16 protein-coding genes are annotated in these 18,362 nt (G+C 42.8%); 10 read left to right on the top strand and 6 right to left on the bottom strand.

What is annotated here, in order from left to right:
* Window positions 1-715: 715 nt before the first annotated feature.
* Window positions 716-1,405, bottom strand: coding sequence for a DUF4294 domain-containing protein (locus tag ACFQ1G_RS08310; protein WP_380738508.1), 690 nt, complete (start codon window positions 1,403-1,405; stop codon window positions 716-718).
* 107 nt (window positions 1,406-1,512) lie between these two features.
* Between ACFQ1G_RS08310 and ACFQ1G_RS08315 the strand changes: the two genes are divergently transcribed.
* Together ACFQ1G_RS08315 and ACFQ1G_RS08320 are read left to right on the top strand one after the other, a co-directional pair.
* Entirely contained in the window at window positions 1,513-2,601 is a 1,089-nt protein-coding gene (locus ACFQ1G_RS08315; RefSeq protein WP_380738510.1) for a M42 family metallopeptidase, read from the top strand.
* 127 nt (window positions 2,602-2,728) lie between these two features.
* Entirely contained in the window at window positions 2,729-3,814 is a 1,086-nt protein-coding gene (locus ACFQ1G_RS08320; RefSeq protein ID WP_380738512.1) for a DNA topoisomerase IB, read from the top strand.
* A gap of 33 nt (window positions 3,815-3,847) precedes the next feature.
* On the opposite strand, the gene acs is transcribed toward ACFQ1G_RS08320, so the two are convergent.
* A complete protein-coding gene (gene acs, locus ACFQ1G_RS08325; protein WP_380738514.1) occupies window positions 3,848-5,755 on the bottom strand; it encodes an acetate--CoA ligase in 1,908 nt (635 codons plus the stop codon).
* 177 nt (window positions 5,756-5,932) lie between these two features.
* Here acs and ACFQ1G_RS08330 point away from each other — a divergent pair, with 177 nt between their 5' ends.
* Both ACFQ1G_RS08330 and ACFQ1G_RS08335 read left to right on the top strand, forming a co-directional pair.
* Window positions 5,933-6,874, top strand: coding sequence for a DnaJ C-terminal domain-containing protein (locus tag ACFQ1G_RS08330; protein ID WP_380738516.1), 942 nt, complete (start codon window positions 5,933-5,935; stop codon window positions 6,872-6,874).
* Window positions 6,864-7,157, top strand: coding sequence for a chaperone modulator CbpM (locus ACFQ1G_RS08335; RefSeq protein WP_380738518.1), 294 nt, complete (start codon window positions 6,864-6,866; stop codon window positions 7,155-7,157). Before ACFQ1G_RS08330 ends, ACFQ1G_RS08335 begins: the two co-directional genes overlap by 11 nt.
* Window positions 7,158-7,214: 57 nt before the next feature.
* Here ACFQ1G_RS08335 and ACFQ1G_RS08340 read toward each other — a convergent pair whose 3' ends face one another.
* The gene (locus tag ACFQ1G_RS08340) at window positions 7,215-9,974 is read right to left on the bottom strand and encodes a TonB-dependent receptor (protein ID WP_380738519.1); all 2,760 of its coding nucleotides are present in this window, start codon (window positions 9,972-9,974) and stop codon (window positions 7,215-7,217) included.
* Between the two features lie 157 nt (window positions 9,975-10,131).
* On the opposite strand from ACFQ1G_RS08340, the gene ACFQ1G_RS08345 reads away from it, so the two are divergent.
* Window positions 10,132-10,431: a hypothetical protein gene (locus ACFQ1G_RS08345; RefSeq protein WP_380738521.1), complete on the top strand. Its 300-nt coding sequence runs from the start codon at window positions 10,132-10,134 to the stop codon at window positions 10,429-10,431.
* A gap of 67 nt (window positions 10,432-10,498) precedes the next feature.
* Here the strand turns inward: ACFQ1G_RS08345 and ACFQ1G_RS08350 are convergent, their stop codons facing one another.
* Together ACFQ1G_RS08350 and ACFQ1G_RS08355 are read right to left on the bottom strand one after the other, a co-directional pair.
* On the bottom strand, window positions 10,499-11,446 hold the full coding sequence (locus tag ACFQ1G_RS08350; RefSeq protein ID WP_380738523.1) for a phosphoribosylaminoimidazolesuccinocarboxamide synthase: 948 nt from the start codon (window positions 11,444-11,446) through the stop codon (window positions 10,499-10,501).
* 73 nt (window positions 11,447-11,519) lie between these two features.
* A complete protein-coding gene (locus tag ACFQ1G_RS08355) occupies window positions 11,520-12,473 on the bottom strand; it encodes a PhoH family protein (RefSeq protein ID WP_380738525.1) in 954 nt (317 codons plus the stop codon).
* Window positions 12,474-12,581: 108 nt separating this feature from the next.
* Here ACFQ1G_RS08355 and ACFQ1G_RS08360 point away from each other — a divergent pair, with 108 nt between their 5' ends.
* The 5 genes from ACFQ1G_RS08360 to dnaN all read left to right on the top strand — a co-directional run bounded on the left by ACFQ1G_RS08360 (window position 12,582) and on the right by dnaN (window position 17,551).
* Complete coding sequence (locus ACFQ1G_RS08360) at window positions 12,582-13,412, top strand: SAM hydrolase/SAM-dependent halogenase family protein (RefSeq protein ID WP_380738527.1); 831 nt, start codon at window positions 12,582-12,584, stop codon at window positions 13,410-13,412.
* 85 nt (window positions 13,413-13,497) lie between these two features.
* A complete protein-coding gene (locus tag ACFQ1G_RS08365) occupies window positions 13,498-13,803 on the top strand; it encodes a putative quinol monooxygenase (RefSeq protein WP_380738529.1) in 306 nt (101 codons plus the stop codon).
* 11 nt (window positions 13,804-13,814) lie between these two features.
* On the top strand, window positions 13,815-14,549 hold the full coding sequence (gldF, locus tag ACFQ1G_RS08370) for a gliding motility-associated ABC transporter permease subunit GldF (protein WP_380738531.1): 735 nt from the start codon (window positions 13,815-13,817) through the stop codon (window positions 14,547-14,549).
* Between the two features lie 2 nt (window positions 14,550-14,551).
* A complete protein-coding gene (gene gldG, locus ACFQ1G_RS08375; protein WP_380738533.1) occupies window positions 14,552-16,228 on the top strand; it encodes a gliding motility-associated ABC transporter substrate-binding protein GldG in 1,677 nt (558 codons plus the stop codon).
* 204 nt (window positions 16,229-16,432) lie between these two features.
* Window positions 16,433-17,551, top strand: coding sequence for a DNA polymerase III subunit beta (gene dnaN, locus ACFQ1G_RS08380; protein ID WP_380738535.1), 1,119 nt, complete (start codon window positions 16,433-16,435; stop codon window positions 17,549-17,551).
* A gap of 351 nt (window positions 17,552-17,902) precedes the next feature.
* Here the strand turns inward: dnaN and ACFQ1G_RS08385 are convergent, their stop codons facing one another.
* Window positions 17,903-18,241 (bottom strand): DUF4870 domain-containing protein, encoded by a 339-nt coding sequence (locus ACFQ1G_RS08385; RefSeq protein ID WP_380738537.1) that lies wholly within the window; start codon window positions 18,239-18,241, stop codon window positions 17,903-17,905.
* Between the last annotated feature and the right edge of the window lie 121 nt (window positions 18,242-18,362).

Below are 18,362 nucleotides of genomic sequence, written 5' to 3' on the forward strand. Positions count from 1 at the left end.
CTATTTCAGTAATTTCTTGTGAACTTCGCTTGTGTTCTAAGCGGCTGCAAATATACAACCGATTTTCAAACTCGCAAGAAAAAAATTTTATTTTTTTTCAAAGCCCCCAAAGAAGCGTTTTGACCAGAACAGGGATGCAAATCTACAACCTTTTTTCCTTACAAAACAAACAAAATTTTAAACTTTTTTCAGAGAACTTTTCTAGCTTCAACCTTCGCCCCTGCTGGGATCTCAACTCATAACCCGAAGGTCATTTGTTGCGGCTGAAAGCGGCTGCAAACTTACAACCTTTTTTTCTTAGCTTCCAAAAGAAATTTCAAATATTTTTCAGAGAACATTTTCGCTCGGAGACCTCGTCATTACTGGACTTTCACTTCGGATTCATAACCCGTTGCTGTGTCTCAAAGCGGGTGCAAATATACGCCCTCTTTTTAATCTCGCAAGTCCCAAACTCAACTTTTTTAAGGTTTTTTTAAGCCTCCGTTTTAAGGGCTTGAAAATGTGGTTTTTGAAGAGTAAACTTTTTTTCCTTTTTTGAAAAAACTTCCTCCCTCCTATTATATAGGTAACCAAACCGCGTTAGGGATAGCAGCGGAAATCCTTTTTGTGAAGCATAAGCAAAAAGATTGAAGCGGATAGCCCGACCCCGCCAGGGGCGGGGAACGCCCAAATCAATAAAAGAAATATGCACTCCTATATATAAAGGAGAAATGAATTATGATTTTCGATCGGGCTTATTTGGAGCCGACCATTTATTGGTCAATTCAAGAAAATTAAAATCAAGTGCTGAAGGCTGCTTCTGCAACTGCTTCTTTTGAAAGGCACGCTGAAGAATATCCTCGATCAAATAATCTTCCTGATCGCTCTCCGGCTTAAACTCTTCTTTGAGCGAAATATCAAAGAAACTCGCGGTCGTATTATACCAAAAGGCACGCCACCCGCTTTTCAACTCCTTTATAAGGTCAAAGGTAGTGGTACCTGTTTGACGGTGTATCAATTTCACCAGGATCTGACCTTCGGTGCGGGTGAGTTTTTTCAATTCGGCTGAAAACTGGTCTTCTATATAGTTCTGCACAATCTTGGTGTACTTCTTCCTGTCGCGGCGACTCTTGATCTGGTCCAGCCTACTATTCAACTCAACCAATCTTTCTGAAGCCAGTTTCGCGTATGGATACACTTTTATAGTCTTACGACGCAAGATCAAATACTTTCTTCTTTCAAGGTCACTGTCAAATTTGAGCCGTCCAAGGATCAAAACCTCATCAAGGTCTATATGCTCACGGGCAATAGAATCACCTTCTATAAACATATATTCCTTCTGCAGCGTATCACTAACAGGCATATTTTCCTGAGCGATCGCAGAACCTGAAAAAATGAAAAGTAAAAGCAGAAATAATCTTTTCACAAAAGTCCTTTTTTATAAATACTAGCGCTAAAATCATTCCAAAATTACATTATCTATAAATTGTCAGCTGTTTTATTCTTATTAAATTCGTGCAAAATCTTTATTAAATGGGAAAAGAAAGTTTACTGAACGATAAATCGCTTGCGTTTTTAGAGAAATACCTGAATAACGCCGCCCCTACCGGGTACGAATGGGAAGGGCAAAAATTATGGATGGACTACCTGAAACCATACGTGGACGAATTTATCACAGACACATATGGAACCGCTGTAGGGGTGATCAACCCAGAAGCGAAATACAAGGTTGTTATTGAGGGCCATGCCGATGAAATTTCATGGTATGTCAATTACATTACAGATGATGGTCTTATATATGTAATCAGAAATGGAGGAAGCGACCACCAGATCGCTCCTTCTAAAAGAGTCAACATCCACACCAAAAACGGGATCGTAAATGGTGTTTTTGGATGGCCGGCCATTCACACCCGTGATAAGGAAAAGGAACAGGCGCCCAAACTGGACAACATCACTATAGATGTGGGATGTACTACCAAAGAAGAAGTGGAAGCACTTGGGGTTCATGTTGGTTGCGTGATCACTTATCCCGATGAGTTCTTCATTCTGAACAATGATAAATTTGTTTGCCGTGCGCTAGACAATAGAATTGGCGGATTTATGATCGCGGAAGTTGCCAGACTTCTGAAAGAAAATAAGAAAAAATTACCTTTTGGACTCTACATTACCAACTCGGTTCAGGAAGAGATCGGTTTACGCGGGGCTGAAATGATCACTCACAGAATTCAGCCGAATGTTGCTATCGTGACCGATGTTACCCATGATACCACTACCCCAATGATCGAAAAGAAAACCAATGGTTTGACCAAGATCGGGGCGGGACCTGTGATCACGTATGCTCCTGCAGTTCAAAACAGGCTTCGAAACCTGTTGATCGAGACTGCGGAAGAAAAGAAAATTCCTTTCCAGCGTGCCGCGTCTTCAAGAATGACCGGTACAGATACTGATGCTTTTGCCTACAGTAACGGAGGAGTTCCTTCTGCACTGATCTCGCTGCCTTTGCGCTATATGCATACCACGGTTGAAATGGTACACCGGGAGGATGTGGAAAACGTAATCAAACTTATTTACGAAAGTCTCTTGCAATTGAAGGACGGAGAAACCTTCAGCTATTTTGAATAAGAAGCTCTTATAATCGCATTTTCAAACCTCCTTCTTTACGGAAGGAGGTTTTTTATTTCTGCAACTTTCACATTTTTTTAAATCCAAGACAGCTATACTCAGGTTATCTTTAGGAAAAAAGTGAGCTATGTCCCTCTCTTCTGATGAAATCAACGAACTTATTGGCAACCCTCAACTTTCCGCAGAAAAGGCCAATCTCATATATACTTCAGAAAATGATCTCTGTATTAACCGCCAAAAAAGAGGAAAAGGATATCAATATTTAAAAGACGGGGAACCGGTGAAGCCTGAAGTGGTAGAACGAATAAAGAAACTGGTGATCCCCCCGGGTTGGAAAAATGTTAAGATCTGTCCGCTTGATAAAGGACATTTGCAGGTGGTAGGGATTGACGCTAAAGACCGAAAACAATATATGTATCACCCGGACTGGTCTAAAATAAGGAATCAGACCAAATTTTATAAAATGTCGGCTTTTGGAAAGGTCCTTCCTAAAGTAAGAGAACGTGTAGAGCATGACCTGGCGAAAAGAGGAATGCCCCGCCAAAAGGTTTTAGCACTGGTCATTAAGCTTATGGAAGAAACCCACATTAGAATAGGGAATGAAGCATATGCCCGGGAGAATAAATCTTATGGTCTTTCCACTCTAAGAAGCAAACACGTAGACATTTCAAAAGGGAAACTTCAGTTTTCCTTTGTCGGAAAGCGCGGTATTGAACACCAGGTACCCGTAACTGACAGAAAACTGGTAAGACTGGTGAATCAATGTGAAGAAATTCCGGGCTGGGAGGTGTTCAAATACTTTGATGAAAACGGGAATAAACAACGTATCGACAGCGGAATGGTCAATGAATATATACAGGAAATTAGCGGCGAGCTATTCTCTGCTAAAGATTTCAGGACCTGGGGCGCTACAAAGATCTTTTTCGAGGCCCTAAGAGAAATAGGTTTTGTAGAGAAGGAAAAAGAAATTAAATCAAATATTCTCCGGGCCTACGATACTACCGCAGAAGCTTTAGGTAACACCCGCAGTATTTGTCGCAGCTATTATGTGCATCCTCATGTAGTGCAACTTTACGAATCAGGAGGCATCGTTCCCTATTTTAAAAAAGTAGAACGCAAAAGAACCTCAAAACCTCATTTTTCACAGACAGAAGAGATCCTGCTTGAAATGATCAGTGATTTTGAGATCAATTTATCTGAAGGAGAGGAATAAAAAAGACCGGAAATCCGGTCTTTTAAAGTTTGTTTACACCAAAGCCTTTTCTTTGATCTCTTCCACCACCTCAGGATTCAATAGAGTTGAAGTATCTCCCAGGTTTGAAGTATCATTGGAGGCGATCTTCCTAAGGATCCTTCTCATGATCTTCCCGCTTCGGGTCTTAGGAAGGTTGTTTACAAACTGGATCTTATCAGGTTTCGCGATAGGTCCTACCGTGTCACTTACCAATTCTCTAATTTCCTTACGCAGTTCTTCGGAAGGCTCTACATTATCATACAATATTACATAAGCGTATAAGGCATTTCCTTTCACATCATGTGGGAACCCAACTACTGCGCTCTCCACTACTCCTTCATGCTCATCAATTGCATTTTCGATGGTAGCAGTTCCTAAGTTATGACCTGAGACTATGACAATATCATCTACCCTTCCGGTAATTCTATAGTTCCCGGAAGCATCCCTGTAAGAGCCGTCTCCGGTAAAATACTTATTCTCATAAGTCGAAAAGTAGACTTCTTTATAGCGTTCATGATCGCCGTAAATAGTTCGGGCGATAGACGGCCACGGAAATTTTATGGCCAATCTACCTTCTGCCTTTTCATTAAGATTGGTTATCTCTTCCCCGTTGTCATCCATTAAAGCAGGTTGAACTCCAGGCAAAGGCAAGGTCGCAAAAGTGGGTCTTGTGGGAGTGATCCCTGCCAGAGGTGAGATCATAATGGCCCCTGTTTCGGTTTGCCACCAGGTATCTACGACAGGGCAATTTCCTTTCCCTATATTATCATTATACCAGTGCCAGGCTTCTTCATTGATCGGTTCTCCCACACTTCCAAGAACTTTTAAGGAGGAAAGGTCATGTTTCTCTACAAATTCAAGGGACTGTTTCGCCAGTGCCCTGATAGCGGTTGGGGCTGTATAAAAATGTGTGACATTTAATTTTTCACAGATCTCCCAGAATCTTCCGTAATCAGGATAACTTGGAACCCCTTCAAACATTACTGTTGTCGCCCCCGAAGCAAGCGGACCGTAAATTATATAAGAGTGTCCGGTGATCCAGCCGATATCGGCCGTGCACCAGTACACATCATTCTTTTGCAGTTGAAAAACATTTTGAAAAGTGTAAGTTGTCCCTACCATATACCCGCCAACAGTATGAACCATTCCCTTAGGTTTACCAGTAGAACCGGAAGTGTAAAGAATGAACAACATATCTTCCGCATCCATCACCTCAGCCGGACATTCCTTTTCAGCTTTCTGAAGTTCATCGAACCAGAACTTATCGCGACCTTCCTTCATAGGTGTTGGTTCAACGGTTCGGCGGTACACAATTACTGATTCTATAGAAGGTGTTTCTTCCAGGGCCTTATCACAGATCTCTTTCAAATTCACCTTTTTCGATCCTCTATAAACCTCATTGGCTGTGATCAGCATTTTACATTCCGAATCATTGATCCTTCGGGCAATGGCAGCACTTGAAAAACCGGCAAAGACTATGGAATGAACGGCTCCTATTCTTGCGCAGGCCAGCATCGCAATAGCCAGTTCGGGGATCATTGGCATGTAAAGGCATACCTTATCCCCTTTTTTAATACCATTATTCTTAAGCACGTTCGCGAAGTGAGAAACCTTCACAAATAGTTGTCGGTAGGAAATGTAACGGGATTCCTCATCGGGATCGTTCGGTTCCCAAATAATTGCGGTCTTATTGCCCAACTTTTCGAGATGACGATCCAGGCAATTCTCTGTGATGTTGAGCTTTCCGCCCTGAAACCACTTAACTTCAGGTTTACTAAAGTCCCATTCCAAAGTCTTATCCCATTTCTTGTGCCAGGTAAAGGTGTCGGCAATTTCATCCCAAAAGGTTTCCGGGTGCTTTACACTTTTCTTGTAAGCCTTTTTATATTCGGCGAAGGTCTTGAGCTGTAAGTTTTCCATCTATTAAAAATAGAAAAACCAACTTCAAAAACAAACATTCTTTTTTCCGCAGCTCCTTCAGAAGCACAAAATCATAAACTGAATTTTACAGAAGTTTAAGAATATAAACTAACAGCTGCCTGGCGAATATTGTATATTTAAGGTAACATCTCCCTGAATCGTAAAACAAATACATCAATGGAATTCATAGATTATTATAAAGTTTTGGGACTTTCCAAAGATGCTTCCAAGAATGACATCAAAAAGGCCTACCGGAAATTAGCCCGCAAATATCATCCAGATCTCAATCCCAATGACGCGGCGGCACAAAAAAAATTCCAACAGATCAATGAGGCCCACGAAGTACTGATCGATCCCGAAAAAAAGAAGAAGTACGACAAATACGGTAAGGACTGGCAGCACGCTGAAGAGTTTGAAAAAGCCAGGGCACAGCAACAGCAGTATCAGCAACAATATTCAGGTGGTGGTTATGGCGGAAGAAATGCCGGAGGATTTGAAGGATTCGGCGGACAGGGTTTTGAACAAGGTGATTTCTCCGATTTTTTCGAATCTATGTTTGGAGGTGCCGCCAGGGGTGGTCAACAAAGAACTACCCGGTTCCGAGGGCAGGATTTCAACGCTCAGCTTCAGTTAAACCTATCCGATGTCTATAAAACTCAAAAACAAACGCTCACCGTAAACGGTAAAAATATCCGACTAACTATTCCTGCCGGGGTGGAAAATGGCCAAACCATTAAGATAAAAGGCTACGGAGGTGAAGGTATAAATGGCGGTCCAAACGGAGACCTTTTTATAACGTTTGCCATCAATAACAATACTACCTTTAAAAGGGAAAAACAGCAGCTTTATAAAGATGTGGAACTTGATATGTTTACCGCGGCTTTGGGAGGCAGCATTACCGTTGACACCTTTGACGGAAAAGCCAAACTTACGGTTAAACCCGAAACCCAGAATGGAACGACTGTCAAATTGAAGGGCAAGGGTTTCCCTGTCTATAAAAAGGAAGGGCAGTTCGGAGATCTTTTCATCACCTACAAAGTCAAGATCCCTACCAACTTAACTACTCGTGAAAAAGAACTGTTACAGGAGCTACAAAAATTGAGAAAAAATGGATCCTAAAGAATTTATATTAATTGCAGACTTCTGTGAATGTCATAACGTTCAGTACTCGTTTATTAATTCCCTGAATGAATTCGGACTGCTTGAAATTCAGGTGATCGAAGAAAATGAGTATATAGACCCCGAACAGGTTCGGGAGTTGGAAAGAATGATGCGGCTCCATTATGACCTTGAGATCAATCTTCAGGGAATTGACGCCATTCGAAACCTTTTGAACAGGGTATCTGAACTTCAGGATGAAGTGAGAATTCTTCGGAATCGCCTTAGCCGCTACGAGGAATAACTCCCGAAAACAAAAAAAGGAGCCCTCAAGACTCCTTTTTAAAATGCTTTCTTCCGATTAAAAATTATTGAAAGTTAACGAGATATAATATTGCTGACCTATGTGTCCGGTACCATAAGCTGTGAAATATTCATCACCACCAATATTTGTAGCTCCGGCCTTAAGAATAGACTTGATAGAAGGAATTTTATAACTCACCTGTGCATCAACCACTGAGAAAGCAGGTACCTGCCCATCTGCAAAAGTGGCTTGCCAGAAATAAGTATCACTCCATCTGTAGTTCACTTTAAATCCGAAATTGTCAAAAAGATCTGTATTCCCGAAGGATAATTTCACCTTATGTTTTGGCGTGTTGAAGTTCGTTCTGAAATCGGGCGCTGAAGCCTGGTCAAAATCCTGCTCGGCATAGGTGTAACTCCCCTCCAGATCGTAATCTCCAAACACCTTAGCTGAAAGGCCCAGAGATGCTCCGAAAGATTTCACGTCGGCAGGAGAATTCGTGTAAGTCTGGAAAGCTTTATAATCTTCCTGCTGCAAAGCAAGCAAGGACAATGAATTATCCCCCACTTCCCCATATAAAGGTACGAGAACGGTTTCATTGGAAATAAAATCCTTGTATTGATTAAAGTAAGCATTAAGATCTACTATAACACGTCCCATTCTTCCACGGTAACCAACTTCAAAAGCCGTTACCTTTTCAGGTTTTACAATGTCAACATCGGCAGCAGCCGGGTCTTTTGCCTGAACGGAAGCCAGTGAAAACGAATTTTCATAGGCATCCCTTCCGGAGATCGTAGCTTCCGAACTTCCGGAGGCGGCAGCTCCTGCTCCACTTACCGGAAACGTGCGCACATATCTGTCAAGGTTTTCCTCTGCTGAACCCACTAAAATAGCCCGACCCACATCTAATCCAATGAACAGATCCTGGGTGGTGGGATACCTGAACCCGGTTTGTACAGAAGCTCTGAAATTGTGCTCTCTTTTGTCACCAGCAGTATACCCGACAGATAGACGTGGAGAGACGTTGCCTTCAAAAAGTTCAGATTTATCGTAGCGTAGAGAGCCGGTTAGCTTCAGTCTTTCTTCTAGAAGTTTCTTCTGAATCTGAGCATAGATCCCGTATTCGGAATAAGTTATAGGAGCATCATAATCTGTAAAGATGGTTCCGAAAGAGTTTAGCTTGTATTGCCTGAAAGATCCACCCGCCTGTATTTCGGCAAAGTCACCGGTCAAATGTGTGAAGTTATAGTTTAGATCGGCGTGTCTCAATTGAGAACCATCCCGAAACTGTGATCCTGAAGCCAGATCTGAATCGGTAGTAACCTGCTCAAAAGCCTGTTGGAACTCAGGGGTTCCCGGCACAAACCTACCCTGGTCGGCAAATTGCCTGGCGGCGGCATGGGACTGCTCGGAAGAAGCACCTTGAGATGCCACCTGAATATAAGCACCCGCATATTGCCCAAACCAGTCCTGATCACTCTTCCAAACCCTGTTCACATTAATTCCTGTGAAACGAATATCGTAAGAATCGCCCGCGTCCTCATCGGTTATATAAAACCGGGCGAAGAAATTTTCATTTTCAACCTGGAGTTTATGTTGCTGCAGGAAAAAGTCATTCAAGGAATACCGGTTGGCACCCTGATAAATTGTAGTTCCCATTCCCACTTTTCCGAGGTAACTGATCTCAAGATCATCCCCGAAAGGACGGTAATGCAAAGCCGCGTCAAATTTGACACTTTCAGCATTATAGTCGGTCAAGGCTTCTTCGGCATAACCTGTTCGGCTTACTTGCTCATTAGGCAGGAAATTTTCATAACCAGCAGGGATCCTTCCCATTGCTACAAGAGCATCACCCACTCCCTTTATATTCGTACTTACTTCATCCCCGTAAATATTAAGTCCGTCATAGTTTGGATGGGCCCTGGTCCTTCCGGGATTTAAAACATCCTCTTCACTTACCGCATACCAATCTGTTCCGCTTAAATATGAGAAGTTAGCTTTCGCGGCGAACTTATCAGAAAATTTGTGAGCCACGCGAACGCCAAGATCATAAACCGCATTGGTTCCTGCCGCATCCTGGACGGTCCAACCTTGTTTGTAATAGGCACTTATACCGGGAAAATCAAACGGATTCTTACTATTCATAAAAAGTATACCGTTGAAAGCATTCGCGCCATATAATGCAGAAGATGCACCCGGCAACAACTCAATACTGAAGACGTCTAATTCTGTCATACCCAATAAATTCCCTAAAACGAAATTTAAGGCCGGGGATGAATTATCCATTCCATCTACCAGCTGAACAAACCTTGTATTTGCAAAAGTGGCAAACCCGCGGGTGTTTACAGACTGAAATGTCAGACTGTTGGTATTGATGTCCACTCCTTTTAAACTCTCCAGCCCCCCGTAAAAAGAAGCTGCAGGAGTATTCGTAATTTCTTTGATCCCAAAACGCTCCACGGTAACCGGCGATTCGAAAATTCGCTCAGGTGTTCTGGAGGCAGAAACCACAATTTCGTCCAGCGATGTTCCTTCCATCATGGTCACAAGTATTTCCTGATCTTCTGAAGTGACCCGGACTTCTTGAGATTCATAGCCCACATTACTAAACTGAAGTACAAAAGGAGGATCCATTGGAGCCGTGAGTGAAAATCTACCGTCAAAATCTGAGATGGTTCCCTGTGTCGTTCCGGCTAGTAAAATATTCACTCCGGGAATGGGCTCATTGTTACTGTCTACCACCTTCCCTGAAACACTGGTTTGAGAAATTGCAAGCGAACAAAATAACAAGGTCAAAACTGATAAAATTGTCTTCATACCGTTTACGAATTGTTGATTTAATACATACAATATAAACAAATTATCAATTCTTAACATTCTTTAACACAAAAACTATAAGTTTCGCAATTCCAATTAAGATTGTCTGGATTTACATCTGAAATATTATACCTTTATTGAAAATTTAAAAAACACCATGAGAGTAATCGCCTTTTTCACCCCAATTTTTATGTTGTTATTTTTTACTGCGACCTGCAGTTCCACCACTCAAAAAGACACAATGGAGATATCCGGAATTATAGAACCTCAGGGAATTACCTCCTACCAGTATGGCACTCATACTATTTCTAACGATGATACATTTTACGCTATTAAAAGTGAAACCGTGGATCTCGATGATTATGTGGGGGAAAAAGTAACCGTTACAGCAGAAAAGATCGAAGGCTATCCTTTGGAAGGAGGTCCGGATTATCTTTTAGTTCTCAAGGTCAAATAACTGAAATAATGATCATAAAAAAAGCCCGTTCACAGGAACGGGCTTTTTCATTTTAAGCGGTCTGGTCTTATTTATTCAAATAATCCAGAACATTCTTTTCGATCCTGGATTCAATATCCGAGATATCAGCTTTAATAAAGGTCTCCCCTGTTATTTGCTCATAAAGTTCAATATAACGTTCAGAAACCGAGTTGATATATTCATCGGTCATCTCAGGTATCTTCTGGCCGTCTTTTCCCTGAAATCCGTTTTCAATCAGCCATTGTCTCACAAATTCTTTGGAAAGCTGTTTTTGAGGCTCCCCGTTAGTAAGACGGTCCAGATAACCTTCAGCATAAAAATATCGTGAGGAGTCGGGTGTATGGATCTCATCGATCAAAACGATTTCACCATCGGCCGTTTTTCCGAATTCATATTTGGTATCCACCAGTATCAATCCGTTATCTTTCGCGAGTTCACTTCCTCTTAAGAATAGCTGACGGGTATAACTCTCAAGCGTATTGTAATCTTCTTCTGAAACGATCCCTTTGGCAAGGATCTCTTCGCGGGAGATATCCATGTCGTGCTCTCCTGAATCTGCCTTGGTGGTAGGAGTAATAATAGGAACTTTAAAAGCCTCGTTCTCCTTCATACCATCGGGCATTTTCACTCCGCAAAGTTCCCTTTTCCCGGCAGCATACTCCCTGGCAGCATGACCTGCAAGGTAACCTCTTATCACCATTTCCACCTTAAAGGGCTCGCATTTTGCGCCGATCGCCACGTTTGGATCGGGCGTGGCCTCCAGCCAGTTTGGAACAAGATCTTGGGTCGCTGCCATCATTTTGGTGGCGAGCTGATTCAGAATCTGTCCTTTATATGGAATTCCCTTAGGCATGACCACATCAAAAGCTGAAAGCCTGTCGGTCACGATCATTACCAGTTTGTCATTTTCCAGGGAATATACCTCCCTAACTTTTCCTTTATAAACCGATTTCTGGCCGGGAAAATTAAAATTTGTGGTGGTCAAAGTGTTCATTTCGTTGTGTAAGTTGTGCTGTTCGTTTTTATAATTAAAAAACCCACAGTTTCGAAACCGTGGGATATGTTGTTTAATCCGGAGTTTCAATTCGCTTATAAGCAGCGATAATTTGTTTTACCAGTTTATGCCTTATTACATCTTTGTCGTCAAGGTGAATGATCCCCACTCCCTGCACATCCTGCAATACCAGAATGGCTTCTTTTAATCCTGATACTACCCGTTGGGGAAGGTCGATCTGCCCGGGGTCACCGGTGACCATGAATTTGGCGTTCTTACCCATCCGGGTAAGAAACATCTTCATTTGTGCGTGTGTAGTATTTTGAGCTTCGTCCAGGATAACAAAGGCGTTGTCCAATGTCCTTCCACGCATAAAAGCCAAAGGAGCGATCTGAATAGTTCCTTTTTCAATAAAACTTTCAAGCTTTTCATGAGGGATCATATCTCTCAAGGCATCGTATAGGGGTTGCATATAAGGATCCAGCTTCTCTTTAAGGTCACCCGGAAGAAAACCGAGGTTCTCCCCTGCCTCTACCGCGGGTCGCGTCAAAATGATCCTTCTCACTTGTTTCTCTTTCAGAGCTTTTACTGCCAGAGCCACCCCCGTATAGGTTTTACCCGTACCGGCAGGCCCTATCGCGAAGACCATGTCATTTTTGTTCATCAATTCCACCAACCTGCGTTGATTGGCAGTAAGGGCTTTGATCAGCCTTCCGCTTACGCCGTGAACCAACACCTCTCCGCTTGCGCTGGAAGTGTCATATTGTTCCTGACTTTCACTGGTCAAGACCCTTTCCATGGTGTTTTCGTCCAGCTTATTGAACTTTCCGTAGTGATCAATAAGCATGTTGAAACGTTTGTCAAATTCTTCCAGCAACTCCTCATCGCCATAGATCCTGAGTTTATTTCCCCTGGCAACGATCTTCAATTTTGGAAAATACTTCTTTAGTAATTCAATGTGGGCGTTGTGTTCGCCAAAAAAATCCCGGGGATTTATTTCAGAAAGCTCAATGATAAGTTCGTTCAAAAGCGGTGTGGATTTAATTTAAAAATTGACTTAATTATCTTTAGATTTGCAATACAAACTTAGCAAATTAAAGGTTTAAGTTACTAAAAATTATTCTAAGAATTGCCCATGGCTATTATTACCTTAACAACCGATTTTGGGGAAAAAGATCATTTCGCAGGGGCAGTTAAAGGTGCTATTTATTCCGAATTACCTACGGCCAAAATAGTCGACATTTCTCACTCTATCGCTCCCTTCCACATTACTGAAGCATCCTATATAATCAAAAATGCTTACCGGAGTTTCCCGCAAGGCAGTATTCACATAATTGGAGTGGATTCTGAACTGACCCCCGAAAATAAGCATATAGCATTGAAACTGGACGGGCACTATTTTATCTGCGCCAACAACGGGATACTTTCGTTGATCGCTTCGGAATATGTTCCCGAAAAGATCGTGGAGATCAATATTCACGACAAGGTGGAGACTAATTTCCCGGTACTGGATGTCTTTGTTAAAGTAGCCGGCCACCTGGCGCGGGGAGGAACCCTGGAAGTCATAGGAAAGCCTATCAAGGAGATCAAACAACTTAAGGAAGTAGAGCCATATTACAATACAGAGCAGAACCAGATCAAAGGAAATGTGCTGTATATTGACAACTACGGCAACGTGGTCACCAATATTTCAAAAAAGCTTTTTGACAAGATCGGTAAGGGACGCAAATTCACCATGAGAGCAAGGACCGCTACCTTTGATGAGATCTTTCACACCTACAGTGACGCAATAAATTTTGAAACAGACCAGTTAAACAGGGAGGATGGAAAGAAACTGGCTATTTTCAATTCCGGGGGTTATATAGAGCTTGCCATCTATAAAAGCAACCCGAGTACGGTGGGAAGTGCCTCCACCCTCTTCGGACTGGAGTGGCGGGACACTATCACCATAAATTTTGAGAATTAAGTGTTGATCGATAAGGGATCGGTGCCCTATAATTGGTAACGGGTCCTTTTGATACTTATTTATTGATAATCGTTAATTGAAACAGATGTTCGTACGAATCGTAAAAATGACTTTCAATCCTTCTGAAACTGATGCCTTCCAGGAGTTATTCCATAAAAACAAACTGAAGATAAGAGGTTTTGAAGGCTGCAATTTCCTGGAACTGTATCGGGATAAAGCCGAAGAAAATATATTTTTCACGTATAGTTACTGGGAAAATGAAGAAGCTTTGGAAAATTACCGCACTTCAGACCTTTTTAAAGAGGTATGGAGCAACACCAGGAAAATGTTCTCAGCCAAACCTGAAGCCTGGAGCGTAGATAAAGTATGGAGCTCAAACAATAATCTCTAAAACCCATAAAGGTGTTTGCTATCTTAAGAAAGGAAATCAATTCATTTTTCGCGACCCCCATCGGATACCTTGTGATCGGACTTTTCCTGGTAATTAACGGACTTTTCCTGTGGGTCTTTCCGGGGAATTACAACATCCTGGACAGCGGCTTTGCAAGCCTTGGCCCATTTTTCACGATCGCCCCGTGGATCTTGCTTTTCCTGATCCCGGCCATCACCATGAAAAGTTTTTCTGAAGAGATCAAACAGGGAACCCTTGAATTGTTACTCACAAAACCGCTTAGCAGCCGTGACCTCGTACTTGGCAAATTCTTTGGCGCCCTTGTCCTGGTCATTCTTTCCCTTATCCCAACCCTGCTATATGTTCTGGCCATAGAAATGCTAAAAAAACCGGAAGCGATCCTGGATTGGGGGGTGATCACCGGATCCTATTTCGGCTTACTTTTCCTGGGAGGATGCTATGCCGCGATCGGACTTTTCGCATCTATACTTTCACCTAACCAGGTAGTCGCATTTATCCTGGCGATCTTCCTGTGTTTCATCAGCTTTTTCGCTTTTGAGGCCCTTGCCGGTTTTGACATTTTTAGCTTCGGGAGTTTCAACCTTTCAGACCTTGGCATTAGCGCGCATTACGACAGCATCAGCCGTGGGGTTATCGACACCCGTGACCTGGTATATTTTTTCAGTTTCATCATTTTCTTCCTGTTTGTGACCGGATTCAACCTAAGCTCCAAAAAATCCTCCTGATCTTGAAAAACAAGCAATCAAATATCGTTAAGGCACTGGTGTTACTGGTAGTTCTGTTCCTTATTAACGGAGCGTCGTCCTTCATATATGAACGTTTCGACCTGACGGCAGACAAACGATACACCCTTTCCCCTGCTTCGGAAGAGATCCTGGAAAAGGTGGAAGCCCCTATCATCGTAGATGTTTTCCTGAAAGGGGAATTTCCGCCGGAATTTAGAAGACTTCAGGAAGAGACCCGTCAACTCCTGGAAGAACTCGCAGCCGAAAATCCGAATATAACATACAATTTCATTGATCCCCTGGAAGACGGAGGTAACGCTTCGGCGATAGCAACCCAATTCTACGAGATGGGAATGACCCCGGCAAGGATCAATGTGGTCGAAAACGGCCGTACCAGCGAGGCCATTGTTTTTCCGTGGGCTATGGCCAACTACCGGAACAGAACCGTGAGCATTCCGCTTTTGAAAAACCAGCTGGGTGCCACTACCGAAGACCGGGTCGAAAGCTCCGTGCAACAATTGGAATACTCCTTTGTCGACGCCTTGAGCAAACTGGTCACTCCCCGCAAGAAAAAGATCGCCGTGATGCGCGGTAACGGGGAACTGCCCGACGCTAATATCGCCGACTTTGTAAAAAGCATCCAGGAATACTATTTCATAGCCCCCTTCACCCTGGATTCGGTTGAAACCGTTCCCGAAAAAACCCTTTCAGAGCTGAATAAGTATGACCTTGTGATTGAAGCCAAGCCTACCCAGCCTTATTCGGAAGCTGAAAAATTCGTGCTTGATCAATACCTGATGCAGGGTGGTAAACAGCTGTGGATGCTGGAACATGTAGCCATGGAAACCGACAGCCTGTTCTCCCCTGCCGGAAGCGCCTTTGCTCTGCCCAGAGACCTGAACCTGGGAGATTACTTTTTTAAATACGGTATCAGGATCAACCCTGTACTGGTAAAAGATATTTACTCGGCTCCTATCGTATTGGCCCGTGGCTCGGGAAATGATACCGAATTCAACCCATATCCCTGGTTCTATTTTCCGTTGTCCGCTTCTCAGAAAAACCATCCCGTGGTCAACAACCTCGAAGCCGTGAAATTCGAGTATGCCAGCCCGATAGATACGCTTGCCAATGATCTTGACAAAACGGTATTATTGACCAGCTCCCCAAACAGCTTACTGGAAGGCCTTCCGAAAGAAATAAGCCTGGACCTGATCAATCAAAAGCCCGATCTGTCCCTGTATGACGCGGGTGAGCAACCCCTTGCAGTCCTCCTGGAAGGAGAGTTCACCTCAGTCTATAACAACAGGATCCCGCCGTTCAAACTGGAAAAGCAACTTAACAAAAGTACGCCTACGCAACTGCTGGTGATCTCTGACGGGGATATCGCCAAAAATGAGCTGCAACGCGGCCAACCCATGGAACTGGGATTTGACAGGTTTACAGGCACTACTTACGGTAACAAGGAATTCCTTCTGAACGCGGTAAATTATATGCTGGACGACACCGGTCTCCTGAACATAAGATCCAAAGAAGTTTCGATCGCATTTCTGGACCTTCAGAAAGCAGATGAAGAGAGAACCTTTTGGCAGGTGGTGAACCTGGTCCTGCCACTGGCAGTATTGGGTATCTTTGCCGGACTCTTTATTTTCATGCGGAGAAGAAAGTATATCAGGAAATAAATAATATTTCAGGTTACTCACTGATAATGAGATAGTTTGATGCTTATTAACAATTCTGAAATCGGTCAAAAACCAAAGCAACTGAAAATCAACAATTTAACTTAAAAAAGTCTTTTTTTCCTGTTAATAAAAAATAGAGGGGCATTCCCCTATTTTTAAAGGATTAGGATATATTTGTATCACGATTAACTTATTACGAAGCCAATGAAATTTATTGTATCAAGCACTTATTTGCTGAAACAGCTACAAATACTCGGGGGAGTTATTAACAACAACAACACCCTACCAATCCTGGATAATTTCCTGTTTGAACTTAATAACGATGAGCTTACCGTTTCCGCTTCAGACCTGGAAACCACCATGTCTGCCAAGCTTACGGTAGAGTCAGATTCTCAAGGGAAGATCGCGGTTCCTGCCCGTCTTTTACTGGAGACTCTTAAGACCTTTCCTGAACAACCTTTGACTTTTGTAGTTGAAGACAACAATACCATTGAACTTAGTTCAAATCACGGTAAATACGCGTTGGCTTATGCCGGTGGGGAAGAATTCCCTAAAGCGGTGAGTTTGGAGGAACCAAGCAGCACAAGGATCCAGGGGGATGTCCTGGCAACAGCGATCAGTAAAACGATCTTTGCTTCCGGTAATGACGACCTTAGACCGGTAATGAGCGGGGTGTTCTTCCAGTTCACTCCTGAAAACCTGACTTTCGTAGCTACAGACGCTCACAAGCTTGTAAAATATTCCAGGGATGACATCTCTGCATCTCAGTCGGCTGAATTCATCATGCCTAAGAAACCATTGAACCTGTTGAAAGGGATCCTTTCAGGATCTGACAGTGAGGTATTGATCGAGTACAACGACTCCAATGCCCGTTTCACTTTTGAAGACACTACTTTGGTATGTAGGTTGATCGACGGAAAATACCCGAACTATGAAGCGGTAATTCCGAAGGAGAATCCTAACAAACTGGTAATTGACCGCGGACAATTTTTAAGCTCTGTAAAAAGGGTTTCTATTTTCTCTAATAAGACCACGCACCAGGTACGCCTGAAGATCGCCGGTGCCGAACTGAATATTTCCGCAGAAGATGTGGATTACAGCAACAAGGCCGAAGAACGTCTTACCTGTTCTTACCAGGGAGACGATATGCAGATTGGCTTCAACTCACGTTTCCTTACAGAAATGTTATCAAACCTGAATGCAAATGAAGTGCAGCTGGAAATGAGCCTTCCAAACCGCGCAGGGATCCTTACTCCTGTGGACGGACTGGATGAAGGTGAAAAAGTCACCATGCTGGTGATGCCAGTAATGCTGAACAACTAAAAAGGATCACACTTTTATAATAAAACCCTCTGAAAATTCAATTTTTCAGAGGGTTTTTTCTTTTTAAAGTCCTTCTATTTTTCCTCCTTTTGGATCAGATGCAAAAGGCCGGTGCGGGCATCTTTAAAACCGTCTTTGCGAGGGAGTTTTTGAACGGCCGAAGCAATCTCATCTTTTACCCCCTAAATCCCCCTAAAGGGGGACTATCCTGGAATATGTGATATGATCTGTCCACTAATTACCCACTATCCACTGTCTTCTACCCTCTTTTCATTTTTTGAGCATCATAAAACAGTTTAAAACTCCAAACTCTCAAACATCGACTCCCGTCTAAAGACTAAAGTCTATATACTACTTTATGATCTCGATGGTCAAAGGATATGACGGTATCTCCCCGTTGTTCACTTTGATGGCATTAAGAATTGGGAAAACGATAGCGATGATCCCGATCCCGATCAAAATAAAGATCCCTAATCCAAACAGGAGAATTAGCGGAATAGCCACAATGGAATAAATGAACAGACTTATCTGGAAGTTCAGGATCATCTTTCCGTGTGCATCCATCCCAAGGATCTTATCCCGCTGGGTGAGCCAAATGACCAGGGGCACGATGAACCCGCCTATTCCGGTCACCAGGTCTAATAATTGGCTTAAATGCGTAAGCATTAGTAATTGTCTGTCCTCTCTCATCTTTTTAAATATTATGTTCGTAATGATCTTTTGTGCTTTCCAATAGCTCCTCAAAATTAAATTTGAGGTAGTTGGTTTTGCAAGGTACTAATAAGACGACGAGAAAATTAATTTGTTACAA

It is taken from the genome of Salinimicrobium gaetbulicola (assembly GCF_042676025.1).
Classification (GTDB): domain Bacteria; phylum Bacteroidota; class Bacteroidia; order Flavobacteriales; family Flavobacteriaceae; genus Salinimicrobium; species Salinimicrobium gaetbulicola.